Source organism: Pseudoalteromonas sp. CO109Y (assembly GCF_004208935.1).
GTDB lineage: Bacteria > Pseudomonadota > Gammaproteobacteria > Enterobacterales > Alteromonadaceae > Pseudoalteromonas > Pseudoalteromonas shioyasakiensis.
Window position 1 is genome coordinate 100959 of the sequence record NZ_SGPD01000042.1, and the last position, 18762, is coordinate 119720.

Consider the following 18762-nt stretch of genomic DNA (forward strand, 5'->3'; position numbering starts at 1 on the left):
CCAAGCTAGGTAGAATCTAGGCTCTTTCACTACACTTTTAGTGTTGCGCTGCGTTTTTGGGCTTTTCGCTCAATAAACTATGTAGCGTATCAAAATCGAAGGCGTACTCAGTGCTTTTGCTGTTTTGCAGTAAGAAGGTTTCAAAAGGGATAACCGACCAATCTTTGATGTTTCTTAGCCAGCTATAACTTTGAATATTGTGCTTTGTTATCACCCCAAGCTGAAACTTAATCTCATCGTGATTTTGCCAATAAGGGTTCCCATTATGATGATCGACCACGCTAATTAAAGCCCATGCTCCCATCATAAAATGCCCGCCAACACTGGCTGTGAGTTTTTGTTGTTCTATTAAGTCTAAATTATCATCAAGCCAATCAATGCCACCAATGAAATAGGCTTTATCTTTTTTACCTTTTACTGCTTCTAGGGCACCTTGCGCCATTAAATCAGACGCACACCAAATCACATTCGTATCTGGGTATCGTTGTAATAATCGGCTCACTTTATTCTCGGCTTCTTGCTTATTCCAACTGGCATACACAACTTGCTCAAGCTCAACATCTTGTTTTCGTAAATAATGGACAAGGCCGTCACTACGGGTGTCAGATTCAGTGCCATAATGGCCATTGATAGCAACAAAGTGAGGTGTTTGCTTTGTATTTATCGCCTCATCAAGTAAGGCTTTGCCAAGTTGCTCACCCGCTTTGAAGTTATCGTGAAATACTTCACCTAACCAATACTTAAAGCGCTGACGGGGTTTACCCACTTCGTCACGCTCTACGCCAACAATCGTTTCTTCAAGGGTGATAAAATTCACTTTATGTTGTTCAAGCAAGCTCATTGACTGCTCTGCACCACCTGGGTAATTGATTAAAATTGCGTAATCAGGTTTGGGCTTATATTGCAGGTATTGTTTGAGTTCGGCTAATTGAATGTGGCGATTTCCACCACCATAAATTGTTGTGAGAGAAACATTATTTTGCTTGGCAGCAACCTGCATCACATCAGTGACTTTTTGCCAAAATACATCGCTTTTAACTGAGGGATTAACTAACAGCACAGAGAATTGCTCGCCAGCATAAAGTGGTGAACAGCAAAGCAATGTAAAAACCAACAAGCAAACTCGCATTACCACTCCGCTTTGTTTTTCTTTGATTGTAGTATACGAGGAATTATCTAGACAATTTCCGCCAAATTAATTCACACGGACCATTTGTAAAGTACTGACTATACACTTTACAAAAAAACAATTGAAAAACAAGCACAATAGCAATAACCAACCAATAATCTATGCGATCAAAATTAAGTGCTGCGGTTGGATATGCGACTTTAAAAAACAGGATAAAAATCACTGTTTGCATTAGATATAGCGTTAATGACATGCGACCGGCTTGCTGTAACAGCAACCAGTTACTGGGGGAATTTTTAACTATTTTCACAATGATGTGGCAATAACAAATGGCCATAGCTAAAGCAGCAAGCCAATTAATCGGTTCAGCAATCGCGTACATGAATACACTTTGGTCAGGCTCTATCATCAACCTTAGGGCCGTAAAACTTATCGCTGCAGCAGTAATCAACTTAAGCTGAGAGTGTGTTAAACCTTGAACAAATACCCCTTGTTTATATAAATAAACGCCCACCAGCATTAACCCTGCAGCCATCCACATTGTGATGAGTGGCACAGCAATAAGCATTATTATAAAAATCAAAAAGTTACTGACGAATCCTGCAAAATAAGAAGAATAAGCCGCGTCATATGCCATTAAAAAACTCTCAGAGCTTCTCGTTACAGGGCTAAACTCTGGCTCTATAAAGGAGAGTAAAAATGAAATGAAGGCACCAAGAAGTAAAAACAGCATGCCCATACGCAGTATTTTTTCGTCATCTTGCTGGCTAAATTTAAGCGTTAACCAGCCTGCACAAGAATAAATAAACAAAATATCGCCAGCCCACAATAAAAAACCATGGGCAAGGCCTATAAAAGCCAAAACTTTTAGTCGCTTATGTTGCTTCTCGACGCTTTGCCAAAGCTGCCATTGAATAACTAAAGAGGCACCAAATAACAAGCAAAAAAGGCTCCTAAAGCGCCCATCAATAAAAGCAGTATTAAAAATGTATATTAGTGAATCTGAAAGTGGTGGCGTAGCACTTGGGGTATAATCGTACTCGAACACAGCAAAAGTGTAGATGTTCATAAACATCAAGCCGAGTACTGCAATACCCCGTAAAACATCCATATTTATATTGCGCATAAATCCCTTATAGGTTCTGTCTGCAGCTATCGCTCCAATTTACCGCATTTTCGTATATCTTGGGAAGGTCAGCACTTTCAATACTTAAATAGGCAACAGCCTGTTCAAGTGCCCACCAACTGCCAGTTTCGTAAGCTTTGACGGTTTCTAGTATGTAATAGAGGATATTTTTTTCTTGCATGAGAGCAGCATGAATTTCGTCAGGAAACGGCAATCGATCCAATAGCTTTTCCATTGGCTGATCTAATATGGCATCGAGCAACGAAAACAGTCCCGTTAAAAATGCCTCACCTGTTTGTTGCTTAGCAACACGCTGCGCTATTAATTCGCAAAAGCGCGCTCTAACAACACAAAGCCGAGTAAGCTCGGCTGGTTTTGACTGGGCACTGTGGGCAGTAATAATTAGGCTAACAAACTTTTTCAGTCGTTCATGGCCTAAATATACAAGCGCTTGTTTTAGAGAGCCAATTTTGCTTTTAATAGGAAACACGCCGCTATTAATTAAGCGCAGCAATTTATAAGCAAGTGCGGTATCTAACGAGAACAAGCCCGCAATTTCACTTATATTTGGATCTGGGCGCATGACTTCAGCATAAATTGATAATACCAGCGCGTAGTTGTAATCAATATCGCGATGCTGAATCATTTTGGGTTTAGCAAAGAAATAACCTTGAAAGAAATCAAAGCCCATTTTATAGGCTTTGTCGTAATCATCGGCTGTTTCAAGCTTTTCTGCCAAAAGCTTTATTTTTTTATGTTTTTTAAGCTTATTTACAACAGGGGCAATTTCTTCAAAGGGTGTTTGCTGAACATCAAACTTGATAAGACGAATAAGTTTTAAAAAGCGATCCCACTCAGGTTGGTAAACAAAATCATCCAGTGCCAACTTGTAGTTGTTGTGAAAAAGCTCGCGACAATATTCGTAATTTTCGTCGGTAGGTTCCATAGTTTCGAGTAACTCAATCACCACATCTTGAGTTGGCAAAAACGCACAAAGGTCCAGCTTCAAAGACTCTGGACCTATATTAATTAATGCTTTTTTGCCCGACGTAATATGACGGGTACCTAAATTGAGCTGGTTTTCCATAATCAGCCGAGCCGTTGCCGTACTCTCTGACACATCAGGAAAACTATTTTTTAAACTATCTCTAAATAGTAGCTCATAGGCGACAACTTGTTGACGACGATTAAAGACCGCTTGCCTAGCAACAAATATAGCCACTTTACCTACTTTTTATATTTTATCTCACACTAAGTAATTAATAGCTGAAATTGACAAAAAAGTCACTTAATTACCATGAATCACGCATTTTTTATTGATATAAGCCTGATAAATAGCCTTCTGCAACGGATTGCCACGTAAAACGGGCATTTTTAGCCTGTTCACAAATTGCACACCATTGTTCTGGTTGTGATTTTTTAAGCTCAAGCGCATCGCTAAAACTAGTAACAAGTTCGTAGCTTTGTGATGCTAAACTCTCACCTTGGAAACTAAAACCACTCACATGATGCTCTACCGTATCACGCAAACCGCCAACACCGTGGACTAAACATGGCTGACCTGCTCGCATTGCTAACATCTGACTGATACCACATGGCTCAAACGAACTTGGCATTAAAAATAAATCGCCTAAGTGATACATGTATTCGCCAACAAAATGTGCGTACCCTTTTAAAAATAGCAGGTTTTCTTGGCGAGCCATAACCGATGTCATAATTTGCTCAAGTTCAGCATCCCCTGAGCCTAAAATAATCATATAGCCGTTATGTTGTTTTAAGCGCTGACACAACTCATCTAACACCAGTCCTTTATCAAAAGGCTGGCGAAGTAACAGTGCTTTTTGGTCCGTTAAACGGCCCACACTGGTTACTAATGGCCCTGAAAACGGCTGAGTTTTAAATTTAAGTAAGCGTTGATGCGCTATGTAATAGCTTGAATCTAAAACAGGACTTTTTGCCATCCATTGAAATAATGCATTTTCGGCATGTTGATAAAGGCTCGCTAAACTAATGTCCTCAAGCTTCATTCCAGGGTATTCGCAACCATTAAGAATGCCCACTACGCGGCCTTGTTCATAAGCAGCTTGTAGGTCAGCTTCAAGCCCCTCACCACCAAAGAAGCCTTTTTCTGCATCACTAGGGCGCAATACTTCTTGGCAATAAGTTGGCGATACAAGATGAACTTTATCCACTAGATTAATTGCGCTGCGCATTGGGTTAAAACAATCAAAATAACGCGGATCGCATAACCTTTCGCCGTTATAACCTAGACTTGGGAACCAGGCTTCTAGGCTTGAGCTATCGCCTTTGAAAGGGCGTATCCCTTGCAATGCAAGGTTATGTACTGTGTAAGCTAAAAATAAGTGCGATAGTTTTTTATAGCGGCTATCTGTTTTAAGTAATAGAGCAACACAAGCACTGTGCCAATCATGTAAATGCACAACATCCGGCGTGCGGATAAGCCCTTGTAATAAAGCCTCGCAAACTGCAGCGTTGAAAAGAGCAAACTTACTTGCATCGGTTGCAAACGGGCGGCCTGGTTCATCATTACAATAAACAGCACCATTATGGCGGCTAAATTCCCAATGAGATATAAGCAGTTGCGTTACACCTTCATCACTTTTAGCGAGCTTCCACACATCCAGTTTTTGCATTTGACCTGCAAATGGCACATGCACAACACCTATGTGATGACGCTCCAAATAATCAAAGCCATAATCAGGGATCACCACATCAACACTAAGGCCTTTTTCAACTAAAGCTTTAGGACAATCTCTAACAACATCCGCTACACCACCGACTTTTGCATTCGGTAATGCATCATTCTCTGCAGCTACCATCAATACATGCATGCTTTGCAGTACTCCATAAAACTGTTATACCAATCAGCAATAATACTTAATTAAGCGAATTGGTATTATTCAAATATAAATAAGGGAGGGACATGCCCTCCCTTTTTCATTTAACGCGATTGCTTAAGCAAGTCGTTTATTATCTTGCTCTTGTTGTTTTAACTTTTTTGCAAGTTCATTCAACATATCACGAGTTACCAACACAATCCCTTTTTTCGAGACTCTAAAGCCATTTTCTTTGTCAGCTTTGTGATCGTAGCCAATTTCTAGACCTGCTGGGATCTCACAATTACGGTCAATAATAGCACGCCTAATTCGGCAATTTCGCTGTATTTTCGCACCAGGTAAAATCACAGACTCTTCAATTTCACAGAATGAGTGAACATATACATTCGAGAACAGCAGTGACTTTTTAACTTTAGAGCCAGAGATAATACAGCCACCCGAAACTGTTGAATCAACAGCCATTCCACGTCTGTCATCATCATCAAAAATAAACTTAGCAGGTGGTAACTGCTCCTGATAAGTCCAGATTGGCCATTTTGGATCATAAAGGTCAAGCTGAGGCTCTGGCATTACCAGCTCCATGTTAGCTTCCCAGAATGAATCAAGCGTACCCACATCGCGCCAGTATGGTTGACCATCTGTGTTAGAGTCTCTAAACGGATATGCAAACACGTTATGCTCTTCGATGATAGCTGGGATGATATCGTGACCGAAATCACGGCCTGAGCCTTCCGTTTCTGCGTCTTTTTTCAATTGTTCAAATAAGAACTCAGTATTGAAAATATAGTTACCCATTGATGCTAAGCAGGTTCCTGGTTTACCCGGTACAGACGTTGGCTCAGCAGGCTTTTCATCAAAACGACGGACACGATTACTTTCATCAACCGTCATTACACCAAATGTATCTGCAGCTTCTTCGCAAGGTACTTCAATACAACAAACCGTCATATCAGCACCTGTCTCAACATGTTTTGCCAACAAACCACCGTAGTCCATACAATACACGTGGTCACCAGAGAGGATCATGACATACTTAGGCAGTTCATGACGGATGATATCCATATTTTGGAATACCGCATCAGCTGTACCGCAATACCACTCGTCACCATATCGCTGAGATGCAGGTAAAATCTCTACAGATTCACCCAATTCTTTCTTAAAGTGACCCCATGCACGGTTTACGTGACGAATTAACGAGTGCGACTTATATTGAGTAGCAATACCAACTCGACGAATACCTGAATTAATACAATTCGACAATGGAAAGTCGATTATTCGGTGTTTACCACCAAAATAGACTGCTGGTTTAGCACGCCAGTCAGTTAATTCATGTAAACGTGAGCCGCGACCACCGGCAAGAATTAGGGCATACGTTTCTCTGGTTAAACTACTTATGTATCGGTTTGCATAACTTGGCATAACTCTCTCCGTCTTAAGCTAGCTGCTTTTCTTCTGTGTGTTTTGCTGTGCACTAGTATCCAGTAATGGCTCCAAATGCCAGATGTCGTCACTGTATTGACTAATGGTTCTATCGCTCGAAAACATGCCACTGGCTGCAGTATTCAAAATACTCATTTTGGTCCAGTGAGCAGTGTCTAAGTAGGCTTGTTCAACTTGCTCTTGCGCTTCTACAAAGCTGGCAAAATCATGAGCAACTAACCATGGATCGTGCGGGCTCTTAATTGCCGCAATAATGTCGTCAAATAAATTAGGCTCAAACAAATTGAAGTGACCGCTCTCAAGTAATTGCATTACTTTATAGAGGCTGTCAGTTTGGTGAATAATCTGCTCAGGGTTATAGTGCGCTTTGATATCATCAATTTGCTCTGCACGTGCACCAAATAAGAAGAAGTTGTCAGCACCCACAGCATCACGAATTTCGATGTTAGCGCCATCTAACGTACCTATAGTCAATGCGCCGTTCATCATGAACTTCATGTTACCTGTGCCAGATGCTTCTTTACCTGCTGTAGAAATTTGCTCAGATAAATCCGTCGCTGGGCAAATAGTTTCCATTGCTGTCACGTTGTAATTAGGTAAAAAAGCAACTCTTAAATACGGTTTAGCAAGCGGATCTTTGTTGATCACTTCTGCTACGTTATTAATTAATTTAATAATTTTCTTCGCCATGTAGTAACCTGGTGCAGCTTTGCCGCCCAATAGCACACAACGAGGAACAATGTTTGCTGTATCGCCTTGGCGAATACGGTCGTAAAGGTGAATAACGTGCAATACGTTTAATAGCTGACGCTTATATTCGTGAATACGTTTCACTTGCACGTCAAACATCATTTCGGCATCAAACTCTACGCCACAGCGGTTTTTCACTAACTCAACAAGGCGTTGCTTATTGCTGTGTTTTACAGCTTGCCATTGTTTATGGAATTTAGGGTCGTCATATAAACGACGTACCTGACTAACTTTACTAAAGTCTGCAACCCATTCATCACCAATATGTTGATTAAGCAGTTTAGCCAACTCAGGATTACAATGTGCTAACCAACGACGAGGTGTTACACCATTGGTTTTGTTATTAAACTTCTCTGGCCATAGCTGATAAAACTCATTGAATAGGCCCGCTTTAAGTAGCTCAGTGTGAAGTGCAGCCACACCATTCACCGAATAGCTACCAACAATCGCTAAATACGCCATGCGAATTTGTGGCTCAGGGCCTTCTTCTATAAGCGATAGCGCACGTTGTTTTTCAACATCACCTGGCCATGCTAACGCAACTTCAGCGAGGAAACGTGCATTGATTTCGTAGATTATTTCTAAAATACGCGGTAATAATCGAGCAAATAAAGATACTGACCACTTCTCTAATGCTTCAGGAAGCAAAGTGTGGTTTGTATAAGCCATAGTTTTAGTCGTGATAGACCAGGCTTCTTGCCAATCAAGCTCATACTCATCAACCAAAATACGCATAAGCTCAGCAACAGCAATACTAGGGTGCGTATCGTTTAATTGAAAAACATGGTAATCAGCAAAATCAGAGAAGTCTTCGCCATGTTTGCTAACCCACGTGTCAATAATGTCTTGTAAGCTCGCTGATGATAAGAAGTACTGCTGACGTAAACGCAGTTCTTTACCGTTCTCACTGCTGTCATTCGGGTAAAGAACCATGGTAATTTGTTCAGCTAAGTTTTTACGCGCTACTGCTTCTGAGTAACTACCCGCATTGAACTCACTCAAATCAAATTCGTCTGTTGCTTCTGATTTCCATAAACGTAAGGTATTTACAATATCATTCTTGTAACCCGGAATTGGCACATCATAAGGCACAGCTAAAACATCATGAGAATCTAGCCATTGACGGTGCTCACGACCATATTTATCAGTATAACTTTCAACATGACCAAAGAATTTTACGCGCTTTGATTGCTCAGGTGCACTTAGTTCCCACGGGTGTCCCTCACGTAGCCAGTTATCTGGTTGTTCAATTTGATGACCATTTTCAATAGCTTGATTAAACATGCCGTATTCATAGCGAATACCATAACCAACCACAGGTAATGCAAGGCTTGCACAGCTATCTAAGAAGCATGCAGCTAAGCGCCCTAAACCACCATTACCAAGGCCTGCATCATGCTCAGCCTCAGCAACTTGCTCGAGCTCTGTGCAGTATTCTTGTAACGCTTTAGCGACTTGCTCATCTAAGTCTAAGTTCAAAATCGCATTACCAAGAGCACGCCCCATTAAAAACTCAAGTGATAAGTAAGCTGTTTTACGGCGTTTTTGTTCATGGATTTGCTGTTTGGTCACACGGCAACGAGCAACTAATCGGTCACGAATAGTTAATGCTAATGCATGGTATAAATACAGCTGTGATTTACCCACTTTGTCACGCCCAAGGGTGTAATAAAAATGGCGTGATAAGTCATCATCTAGTGTACTTTCATCAACTGTAGGCGCATCCTGCCAGCCCTTTACAATACATACTTGATCGGCATTTTTAGCCATGATTTAGATCCTCTGAATTGGCGGTAAAAACCCAGCTGCTCATTGCAGCAATCTGGTGTTCCTTATCAACAAATTGTGTTGACATAGGATGAATGCTGGTCAGTGCTAACTGCCACTTTCCTTTTTCTAAACTCGGAAGTTGGCAAGTTACCGGCTCTGCACCTGCATTTAATATGATCAATAAAGCTTGATTTGTATGCTTGTCGGTCAGGCTGTATATCAACACTTGGCGATCACCTTGATGCCAATCGTCTTGTTGCATATTGGAGCCTGATTCGGTGAACCACGCTACGTCATAACGTGGGTCATTATCGTGAACAAAAAAGCGATGTTTAAAAATACTGAACTGCTTGCGAATGCGCAGAACATCGTCAATAAATCGAGTTAGAGGATGACTGAATTGTGAGTCTTTCCATGCAAGCCAGCTTGTGCGATTGTTTTGACAATAGGCGTTATTGTTACCGCCTTGTGAGTGTGCCATTTCGCTTCCTAATGAAAGCATAGGCACGCCTTTAGAAAGTAACAAAGTTAACAGCATATTTTTTTGTTGTTGTAAGCGTAATTTGCTCACTTGTGGATCGTTGGTAAACCCTTCGACACCACAATTGAATGAGTGATTGCCACCGTGGCCATCACGATTTTGCTCACCATTAGCTTCGTTGTGTTTATGCTCGTAGCTGACTAAATCAGCAAGCGTGAAGCCATCATGACTGGTGATAAAGTTAATACTGTTAAGTGGCCCACGTAGGTTGTGCTCAAACAAGTCAAACGAACCATGTAAACGTTTTGCAAGCTCGCCAATTACGCCCTGCTCTTGTTTCCAAAAGCGTCTTATCGTATCGCGATACTTATCATTCCATTCACGCCAAGGCGCAGGAAAAGCCCCTAATTGGTAACCACCTGGGCCAATATCCCACGGTTCTGCAATCAGTTTAACTTGGCTTAGTACTGGGTCTTGATTAATCGCTTGGAAAAACGCATGTGCCTGATTAAAGCCATTTGGGTTACGCGCTAAAATGGTTGCTAAGTCAAAACGAAAGCCATCGACTCCCATCACTTCAACCCAATAACGCAAGCTATCAAGTACCAGCTGTAAAGAGCGAGGCGAATCAATATTTACGGTGTTACCACAGCCGGTATCATTAATATAATGCTGGGGTTTATCAGCAACGGTGCGGTAGTAACCTAGATTGTCTAAGCCACGTAGCGACAAGATAGGTCCATCTGTGCCCGCCTCTGCTGTGTGGTTATAAACCACATCGAGTATTACTTCGATATCTGCTTTGTGAAGCGCCGCCACCATTTCTTGAAACTCGCTAATATCATCATTAACCAGATACTCTTTATGCGGTGTAAAGAAATTAAGTGTGTTGTAGCCCCAGTAGTTTTGTAAGCCTTTGGCTGTTAAAAACTGCTCACTGATAAAAGCATGAACGGGTAATAACTCTAAGCAAGTCACACCAATAGTACGTAAATGTTCTATAAAACTAGGATGGCTTAAACCTAAAAACTTACCTTGTAACGGTTTTGGGATCTCAGGGTGGCGGCAGGTTGCACCAACCACATGACACTCATAAATTACCGTTTTTCCCCAGCAGTGATTCGGTTTTTTACCTGTGTAAGGTGCCAGTTCACGGACTCGTGATTTTGGCATATCAATGGCATTATTAACCTGACTTAACTTTCCTACAGGCATTTGCCCATAGTGACGTTCACTCCAGGTAAACTCACCATACAAATCGCGGGCATAAGGGTCTAACAGCAATTTGTGATTATTAAAAAATAGTCCTTTTTCAGGTGCGTACTCACCATCAGCTCGAAAGCCATACAAGGCGCCACTTTTCAGAGGGCTCACTTTCAGTGTCCAGATGCCACCTTCGTTCATATGCATCGCAAGGGTAAGAATTTCTGAATGACCGCTGCTATCAAATAAGCACAGAGACATATGCTGTGCTTGTGGTGCGTACACAGCAAAGTTTACGCCCTCACCAACAACAGACGCCCCTAAAGGTGAGCTCACACCGACTTCTAGTTCGACACTATGACTCATCGCTCACCTTCTTAAGGTAAATTGTCGCAAGGCCAGGCAAAGAAATACTAATACTTTGATTAAAGCCATGACTTTCTTTCGCTTGGCTTACAATTATTTGCTCTGCATGATTAGTTGCTTCAACGCCGGAACCAAAATAATCCTCTTTGTCGGTATTCAAAATAACTTGATAGGTACCAGCTTTTGGCACACCAATCACGTAGTCGTGATACACCTGCGGCGTTAAATTACAGATCACCACCACAAAGTCTTCAGCTTTTTTTGCATAGCGAATAAAGCTAAACATACTTTGCTCAGCATTATTGCTATCAAGCCACGCAAAACCCGCAGGGCTTGTATCCTGCTCGTATAAAGCTGGCGTGCTAGTGTATACAGCATTTAAATCTTTAATCGTTTGCTGCATGCCTCTGTGGCTAATATGTTCAAGTAAATGCCAATCAAGCGATTGGTCGTGATTCCACTCTTTACGCTGGGCGATTTCTGCCCCCATAAACAATAATTTTTTACCTGGATGTGCCCACATAAAGGCATAATATGCACGTAAGTTCGCAAACTTTTGCCAGTCATCCCCTGGCATTTTTTCAATTAATGAGCCTTTACCATGCACCACTTCATCGTGGCTAAGCGGTAGAATGTAGTTCTCGCTGTAGGCGTAAACCATTGAAAACGTCATTTCATGGTGGTGATGCGAACGGTAAATTGAATCGCGCTGCATATAATGCAAACTGTCGTTCATCCAGCCCATGTTCCACTTATAACCAAAACCTAAACCATCATGGTCAACTTGGCGCGTAACACCAGGCCATGCTGTTGACTCTTCGGCCACCATCATAATGCCCGGATTTTTTGCATAGCAGCGCATATTGACTTGTTTTAAGCACTCAATGGCGCCTAAATTTTCTCTGCCACCGTATTGATTTGCAACCCACTGCCCTTCTTCACGGCTATAGTCTAGATAAAGCATTGAGGCAACCGCATCAACGCGTAAACCATCAATGCCAAATTCATGCAGCCAATACATTGCATTCGCAATTAGGAAGCTACGAACCTCTGCGCGATCATAATTGTAGATATAGGTATTCCAATCAGGGTGAAAACCTTGCCTAATATCAGCATGTTCGTATAGATGGGTGCCATCAAAACGATGTAAACCATGGGGATCACTTGGGAAATGACCTGGTACCCAGTCAAGAATAAGGCCAATATCGGCTTCGTGACATTGCTCGACAAAGTAAACAAAATCTTCAAAGCTGCCATAGCGACTGGTCGGGGCAAACAATCCAACAGGTTGATAACCCCAAGAACCATCAAATGGGTACTCGCTGATTGGCATTAATTGTAGATGCGTAAAACCGAGCTCTTTTGTGTAAGGAATAAGATTATCAGCAAGTTCACGCCATGTGAGATAGCGCTCGCCATCATCTCGTCTTTGCCAAGAACCCGCATGCACTTCATAAATACTAACAGGCGCATCAATACTGTTTCGTTTTGCACGATTTGCTAACGCCTTTTCAGAAAGCTGAATACCTGTTTTTAGCTTTTGTAGCACTGACGCCGTACCCGGTGCTTGTTGCATCTTAAACGCAAATGGATCGGCTTTATCAAGCACTTCTCCTGTTAGAGTGGTGATAGCAAATTTATAGCATTGATGCTCTTTAAGCCCAGGAATAAATAACTCCCATACCCCACTGGCAGGATGAAAACGCATAAAATGACGATTACGCTGCCAATAGTTAAATTCACCAATAACCGATACACTACTGGCATTCGGCGCCCACACTGTAAAGCGAACACCATCAACGCCTTGTTGAGTCACAAAATGTGCACCAAAATGTTGATACGCATGCTCTAAACTGCCTTCATTAAACAGATACATTGCCTGTTCATCTAAGCTGCTTTCAAAGCTGTACTCATCGTATTGTTGATGAGTAAATTCATTGCTATAGCTAACATCTAGCTGGTAGTCAGGCTTAGTTTTTGATTTGATATTTGCGATAAATAAATGACTATCACCTTGTTGCTGCGCAACGATTTTTTCTGTGCCAAGCAGAATCGAAACACTGCTTGCGCCAGGCAAAAAGCAACGAATTTCATAGCTTGTAGGGCCACTTTTATGCGCCCCAAGAAAGCTGAAAGGATCTCTAAAACAACCACTGGCTAATGCATCGATTTGTTTTTGATAAATAACAGGTTGTGCACTTTGCTCTTGACGAACACGACTTCGCATTATTGATTCCTTATCGAAATTAAATTGGCTAAGAATGACTGTTGCGCTTCGATAATCTGCGCCGCTGGACGCGACAATAAACGCCGCCAATTTGGGTACTCTTTATCAGTACCGGGGATATTTACAGGCAGTATTTGCTGATCTAAGTCATCTATTTGAATAGTAAATAGCTTTGCTGGTGCTGCCGCTAATGAGGATGCCAACGCTTCATAAACCGTAAAGGCATCTGTTTCTAACGATAAATGCTGATTTGACTCTCGTGCGATAAAATTAAGCATACGATGCTTTTCAATGTTTCTCGCATCGAATTGAGCCCGAGTTTGCTCATCATCAAGCAAACCACATTGTTGTTTAATCGTAATATCATGGCCAATCCACCAGCCTTTAAATGGTGGTACGTCATGGTTGGCTATCATTAAAAGACTATGAGGAGCAAAATGCTCAGCCGCTAAAAACTCACCTTGGTGGTCCTTTTCAAAGTAAAACAACCCGTTTGAATAGATTGCACTTGCTTTTAGTGCTTCACGCACTTCATTAGGTACAACACCTAAATCTTCGCCAATCACCACACATTGATTGAGGTGAGATTCAATCTTTAGAATTGCTAATAGTTGTTCAAAGGGATAATAGACATAACAACCATCTTGCTGGGAGTTATTTTCAAAACACCACCAAAGTCGGCGTATCGCCATAACGTGGTCAATTCTAAGACCACCAACATCTTCCATATTGGCGCGGATAAGTGAGCGATAAAAAGCAAAATTGTCTTTACTTAACTTTTGTGGATTAAGTGCCGGTAAGCCCCAATTCTGACCATGTTCAGCCCAAGGGTCTGGCGGAGCTCCAACATGTGCATTTTCGGCAAATAATTCATTTTGGCTCTTGAACTCACTACCATCACCTGCACAGCCAACGGCTAAGTCATTAATAAGACCAATTGCCATACCACTGTCACGGGCAGCTTGCTGGCAGATATTTAATTGAAGGTGAGCTTGCCATTGTAAATAGCTAGCATAATCACGGTCCCCAACCAACATAGTTGCAAGACTGTGTTTATGGGTTTCACAAAAACGAGTGAACTGCTGTTTTCGCTCTGCTGAGCCAAATTCACAAAAGTGTTGATATAAACAGCTAAACACTTGATATTTAAAGTCACTAACTGATGTATAATCAATGTAAGTCGCATCGGTTTGCGGTTTATCCGCTAACAATTTAATAAGTGCATTATTATTTTTGGCGTCTTCGCATAATGACACTGCAATATACAGCGGGTTCAATAACGCTCGGCTATTTGGACTATAGGGACTCGCCCTCTCTGGGCTGTGTTCAAACAGTAAATGCAGTGGATTAAGCAACACATAATCCATGTTTTTAGTCGCGGCTGCTTTAATAAGCTTTGTTAAGTCAGCGAAGTCACCAATTCCTAACCCCTCTTCATTGCATAAGCTATAAAGCTGAATGGATAAGCCCAAACGCTTTTTGTCATCAATAGAGAAGCTTTCTTTAGGTGTGATCCAAAGCTGACTGTGAGATTGCTGATCTGCCACAGTAATGAGTGCATCATGATAACCAATTGGCATTTCAGGAACTGGCAATGCAAGTTCAAGATAACGAATACCGTTTAGACCATAATCACCAAGAATAGCTAAACCTTGTAAGTTTTCACAAGTAAAATGAATATCAAGCGAAGGCACGCTTAGAGTACATGAGCGTGATAATAAACGCTCATCAACGCGTACTTTCAAAATTGGGTGGTGTGCCTCAATAATGCTTGTATGAGGCAACAAATTCAGCCATGTACCTGCATCCAATGCAAAATTAAGTTGGTTAATTGCATCAGTATCCTGAGTATCTACACCACAACAACTAAGTGCCTGCATGCGTGTACTTTCATCGAAAATAACATGCTCACCAGTGTATTTAGTATATTCATAGCCTATGCCATGCAGGTAATATAACTGCGAAAGTGACTGCATCAAAATACCTAAGCGCGTTGGGTATTAACAATGCTGTTATCAGTACCAAAACCGTTAGGAATATAACCATCTGCTTGGTGGTCATTGTCCCATGTTTCGCCATTGATTAAGTAACGGAAGTGAAATTCTTGATCAAGCGGTAAGCGCTGCTTGCATTTGAATACTTGTTCTTTTTTATTAAACTTCATTGGCACTGGCTGCCAATCTGTGAACTCTGCAACTAATTGCACATCATCAGCATCAGGGTGTTGAAATTCAAAGGTAACTTCTGTTTCGTCTTTAGTTTTAAAAAAACGTTTACTTAGCATAGTGGGCTCCAATTCAACCAATTGGTAAATTAATCCTTGCCACAGTACCGCATTCAACGACTCATTCAGCGGAAGCTGTGCGTTTCAGGTTTCTAAACTTGCTTACTAAAACATCAAGTTTGAATCTAGTAAACCAAACCTATATTTACGCATTATGACAGTGCATCTGTATGTTTTTCGCACCACCATAGTGCATAAAACACACAAAAACTACAACAATCATATTGCTGTATTATTACGAGCAATAACTGAACCAAGTTGATAATAAAATATACTTTATTTTCAGTACCTTTTTTATCAACCCTATTCGCAACTTATAAAAAAATAGATAACAATTTAGATTGGGTAAAGTGAATAAAATTGAAGTGAAAAGTTAGAGCAATCATACTAAAATAAACACAACTTCGTTCGTCAAAAATACACTGCCAACAATTTATAAAAACAAGACAAAACAGATTTACACCGTACATCCTCGTTAAATAAATTAACAAACAAGATGGTAATAAAATCTTTATTTTTGACTGATTTTTAATTTTTTATCACATGAAAAATGATAAAACGCAACGCAAATTTAATTTTATAAACCAGACGCTAATCCCGCACTACCCAATTAACGTTTTTAAAAATTATCTCAGTGCATATACAAACACAATAAGTAGAAAAGCGTAAATTCGAACGGACTACCAATCCCTGAAAGCATTAACAGTGCTGCTTTTCAGTAATGTTATAACCACTTTTTCTGACCACAAGAATAGCTAGGTTAAAACTAGCAGGCCACATCAAAAGTTGGTATATAACATTTAATAATTAACAATCAGCCGAAAAAATAATAAATTCCACACATGGCGAGAAGAGATAATAAAATAAATACTAAGTGGTGACTTATTGTTTAGCTAAACAATAACCATAAATATTATTAGTATGAAAGTATCTAAGCATTTTTATCGTACCAGTGCTAAAGTTTGCTCGATGAATAGCAACAATGCAGTATAAAAGTAAGACTTCAATTAACTAGCATAAGAAAAACATTTTAGAGTATTAACACTAATGACTATGAATTTTCACATTCTATACTCATCCATGCCCCAAAGTATGAGAAAGGTTTTGTCTAATCTAGATACAAACAATATACTCGATGTATTAACTGGTGAGGTTTTATTGTAAAACAAAGACACCACAATGGTAGTAATGTATGGCCAATGCTCTTCGAACTTTATCAATAAGTATTATAACTTTAATAGCTTTTATATATGGCTTAAATATCTTCTTGACTAAACAGGTCAATGATTTGATGTACGCGCCAAAAGGCTTAGAACTACATACCTTCCAAGGTACAGATGTTACAGTGGTAACAGCTCCTTGGTATAACCTCGTGTTAAGTGGCCAGCATTTAGTTTACGATAATAATATTTCTTATATTGTTATTAATACAACAAATGAGTCAGTCGTAACCGCGATGACTTCGGATCTTATACTCACTACATTATTCTCACCGGTAAACATTATCATTTTAATCTTGTTAGCATTAGCCATCAGTTGGTTAGTTAACTTAAGATTTCAAAATAATCATGAGAAATACACTCTCAAGATGCTCAATACTAAAGCAATTGAATTACTCAACAGCCTAAACTTAGCCAGTGAATCAGGTATAAACAAGCATACACAGCTTGAACAGTTACAAGTTAACTTTCAAACACTTACAACCCATATAACTAATTACACACGTGAATCTGAAGTCAGTATTTATCAAGATAAGTTAACCCACCTTATTGACCGACATGCCTATATAGAACACCTTGCCAAACAATTGAGACTTGCTGAGATGGATAAATTCAGCTGTGCTTTACTATTTATAGATTTAGATGGATTCAAACAAGTAAATGACTCTTTTGGTCACAGTTTTGGTGACGATGTGTTAATTCAAGTAGCAACACGCTTGAGCAGTGTTTTACGCCATCATAAAATAAGTAATATTTCCCCAATTAGTCAATTAGAACAAAACTTAGCACGCCTTGGTGGTGATGAGTTCTCTATTTTCATTAACTTAAAAGATGATAAAGACAAAGCATTAGAGGTTGCACAAAATGTGCTGCACGAAATCGAACGTGATTTTGTCTTAGGTAACAAGCTAATCAAAATTAGCGCTAGTATAGGTATAGCGGTTTACCCAGATAGTGCATCCACCCCACAAGCATTACTGCAGATGGCTGATGTTGCCATGTATCGAGCCAAAACAGATGGTCGTGGAATTTTTAAAGTCTATTCTCCTGAAATGGGTAAAAAGATTAGGCGCTATCATTACTTGCTAGAAGAAATGCGTCTTGCTATTGCTAGCAGCAGTTTTCATTTGTCTTTTCAACCTATTGTACATGTAGATGATTGTGCCATTGACTACTTCGAAGCGTTAGTTCGCTGGGATCACCCTGTTGAAGGCTCAATCACGCCTGATGAGTTTATCCCCATTGCTGAAGAGTCTAATCTGATACTAGAACTTGGTGATTGGATCATGCTGGAATCATGTAGGCAAATGTCTGCTTGGTATAATGCGGGGATGAAGAAAGTATCTATTTCTGTGAATATATCCGGCGTGCAATTAAAACATTACGATATTTATGAGTGGGTCATGGAGAAGCTTGCCAAAACGGGGCTGCCTGCAAAAGCGCTGATGCTAGAAATAACCGAATCAACCTTAATCAAAGCAAGCAACAAGATTATTCAATCGTTAGAAAAACTCAGAAGCGAAGGGATCACCATTGCGATTGATGATTTTGGTACCGGTTTTAGCTCGTTAAGTACTCTTGCAGACTTACCTATCGATGTGATCAAACTTGATAAACTGTTTGTTGCGCAAGCTAACGACAACCTTAAATACAATGAAATAATGCACTCTGTCAGTGAACTTGGCCGAAAACTCGGCCTTAAAGTTGTCGCCGAAGGAGTTGAAGAACTCGCTCAATTTGAACTAGTTAAATCGATGGGCATAAACAGTGTTCAAGGCTACCTAGTGAGCCACCCTGAGTCGTCTGTTAATGTTGGCCATAAAGTATTGCAAGATAACATTAACTTTATGTCTGTTACTGGAACAGGGGTTTGGAATATACAGCAACCGCTTTAGTAAGTTATACTAA

At 40.4% G+C, this 18762-nt stretch carries 11 protein-coding genes; 1 reads left to right on the forward strand and 10 read right to left on the reverse strand.

Features of this window, described 5'->3' with window-relative positions; all coding sequences use genetic code 11:
* Window positions 1-37: 37 nt before the first annotated feature.
* The 10 genes from EXT43_RS18260 to EXT43_RS18305 form a co-directional block, all read right to left on the reverse strand.
* Entirely contained in the window at window positions 38-1129 is a 1092-nt protein-coding gene (locus EXT43_RS18260) for an ABC transporter substrate-binding protein (protein ID WP_062565685.1), read from the reverse strand.
* Between the two features lie 43 nt (window positions 1130-1172).
* Window positions 1173-2255, reverse strand: coding sequence for a DUF418 domain-containing protein (locus EXT43_RS18265; RefSeq protein ID WP_082710912.1), 1083 nt, complete (start codon window positions 2253-2255; stop codon window positions 1173-1175).
* A 7-nt stretch (window positions 2256-2262) separates the two neighbouring features.
* On the reverse strand, window positions 2263-3477 hold the full coding sequence (locus EXT43_RS18270) for an HDOD domain-containing protein (protein ID WP_130167626.1): 1215 nt from the start codon (window positions 3475-3477) through the stop codon (window positions 2263-2265).
* A 91-nt stretch (window positions 3478-3568) separates the two neighbouring features.
* Window positions 3569-5107, reverse strand: coding sequence for a glycogen/starch synthase (locus tag EXT43_RS18275; RefSeq protein WP_130167627.1), 1539 nt, complete (start codon window positions 5105-5107; stop codon window positions 3569-3571).
* A gap of 123 nt (window positions 5108-5230) precedes the next feature.
* Window positions 5231-6532, reverse strand: coding sequence for a glucose-1-phosphate adenylyltransferase (gene glgC, locus EXT43_RS18280; RefSeq protein WP_054562381.1), 1302 nt, complete (start codon window positions 6530-6532; stop codon window positions 5231-5233).
* A gap of 18 nt (window positions 6533-6550) precedes the next feature.
* The gene (locus tag EXT43_RS18285) at window positions 6551-9073 is read right to left on the reverse strand and encodes a glycogen/starch/alpha-glucan phosphorylase (RefSeq protein ID WP_062565688.1); all 2523 of its coding nucleotides are present in this window, start codon (window positions 9071-9073) and stop codon (window positions 6551-6553) included.
* The gene (glgX, locus tag EXT43_RS18290; RefSeq protein ID WP_130167628.1) at window positions 9066-11123 is read right to left on the reverse strand and encodes a glycogen debranching protein GlgX; all 2058 of its coding nucleotides are present in this window, start codon (window positions 11121-11123) and stop codon (window positions 9066-9068) included. Before glgX ends, EXT43_RS18285 begins: the two co-directional genes overlap by 8 nt.
* A complete protein-coding gene (glgB, locus tag EXT43_RS18295; protein ID WP_062565690.1) occupies window positions 11113-13350 on the reverse strand; it encodes a 1,4-alpha-glucan branching protein GlgB in 2238 nt (745 codons plus the stop codon). The genes glgX and glgB overlap by 11 nt, the downstream gene beginning before the upstream one ends.
* Window positions 13350-15326, reverse strand: a complete 1977-nt coding sequence (gene malQ / locus EXT43_RS18300) for a 4-alpha-glucanotransferase (protein WP_130167629.1) — start codon at window positions 15324-15326, stop codon at window positions 13350-13352. The genes glgB and malQ overlap by 1 nt, the downstream gene beginning before the upstream one ends.
* Before the next feature lie 8 nt (window positions 15327-15334).
* Window positions 15335-15634, reverse strand: coding sequence for an isoamylase early set domain-containing protein (locus tag EXT43_RS18305; RefSeq protein WP_054562386.1), 300 nt, complete (start codon window positions 15632-15634; stop codon window positions 15335-15337).
* Between the two features lie 1192 nt (window positions 15635-16826).
* Here EXT43_RS18305 and EXT43_RS18310 point away from each other — a divergent pair.
* A complete protein-coding gene (locus tag EXT43_RS18310; protein WP_062565692.1) occupies window positions 16827-18749 on the forward strand; it encodes a bifunctional diguanylate cyclase/phosphodiesterase in 1923 nt (640 codons plus the stop codon).
* Window positions 18750-18762: the final 13 nt, after the last annotated feature.

Coding starts and splice junctions, on each gene's coding strand:
- glgB (WP_062565690.1), bottom strand. CDS start 13,350: ATGCGAAGTCGTGTTCGTCAAGAGCAAAGTGCACAACCTGTTATTTAT.
- EXT43_RS18260 (WP_062565685.1), bottom strand. CDS start 1,129: ATGCGAGTTTGCTTGTTGGTTTTTACATTGCTTTGCTGTTCACCACTT.
- glgC (WP_054562381.1), bottom strand. CDS start 6,532: ATGCCAAGTTATGCAAACCGATACATAAGTAGTTTAACCAGAGAAACG.
- EXT43_RS18275 (WP_130167627.1), bottom strand. CDS start 5,107: ATGCATGTATTGATGGTAGCTGCAGAGAATGATGCATTACCGAATGCA.
- EXT43_RS18265 (WP_082710912.1), bottom strand. CDS start 2,255: ATGCGCAATATAAATATGGATGTTTTACGGGGTATTGCAGTACTCGGC.
- glgX (WP_130167628.1), bottom strand. CDS start 11,123: ATGAGTCATAGTGTCGAACTAGAAGTCGGTGTGAGCTCACCTTTAGGG.
- EXT43_RS18310 (WP_062565692.1), top strand. CDS start 16,827: ATGGCCAATGCTCTTCGAACTTTATCAATAAGTATTATAACTTTAATA.
- EXT43_RS18305 (WP_054562386.1), bottom strand. CDS start 15,634: ATGCTAAGTAAACGTTTTTTTAAAACTAAAGACGAAACAGAAGTTACC.
- malQ (WP_130167629.1), bottom strand. CDS start 15,326: ATGCAGTCACTTTCGCAGTTATATTACCTGCATGGCATAGGCTATGAA.
- EXT43_RS18285 (WP_062565688.1), bottom strand. CDS start 9,073: ATGGCTAAAAATGCCGATCAAGTATGTATTGTAAAGGGCTGGCAGGAT.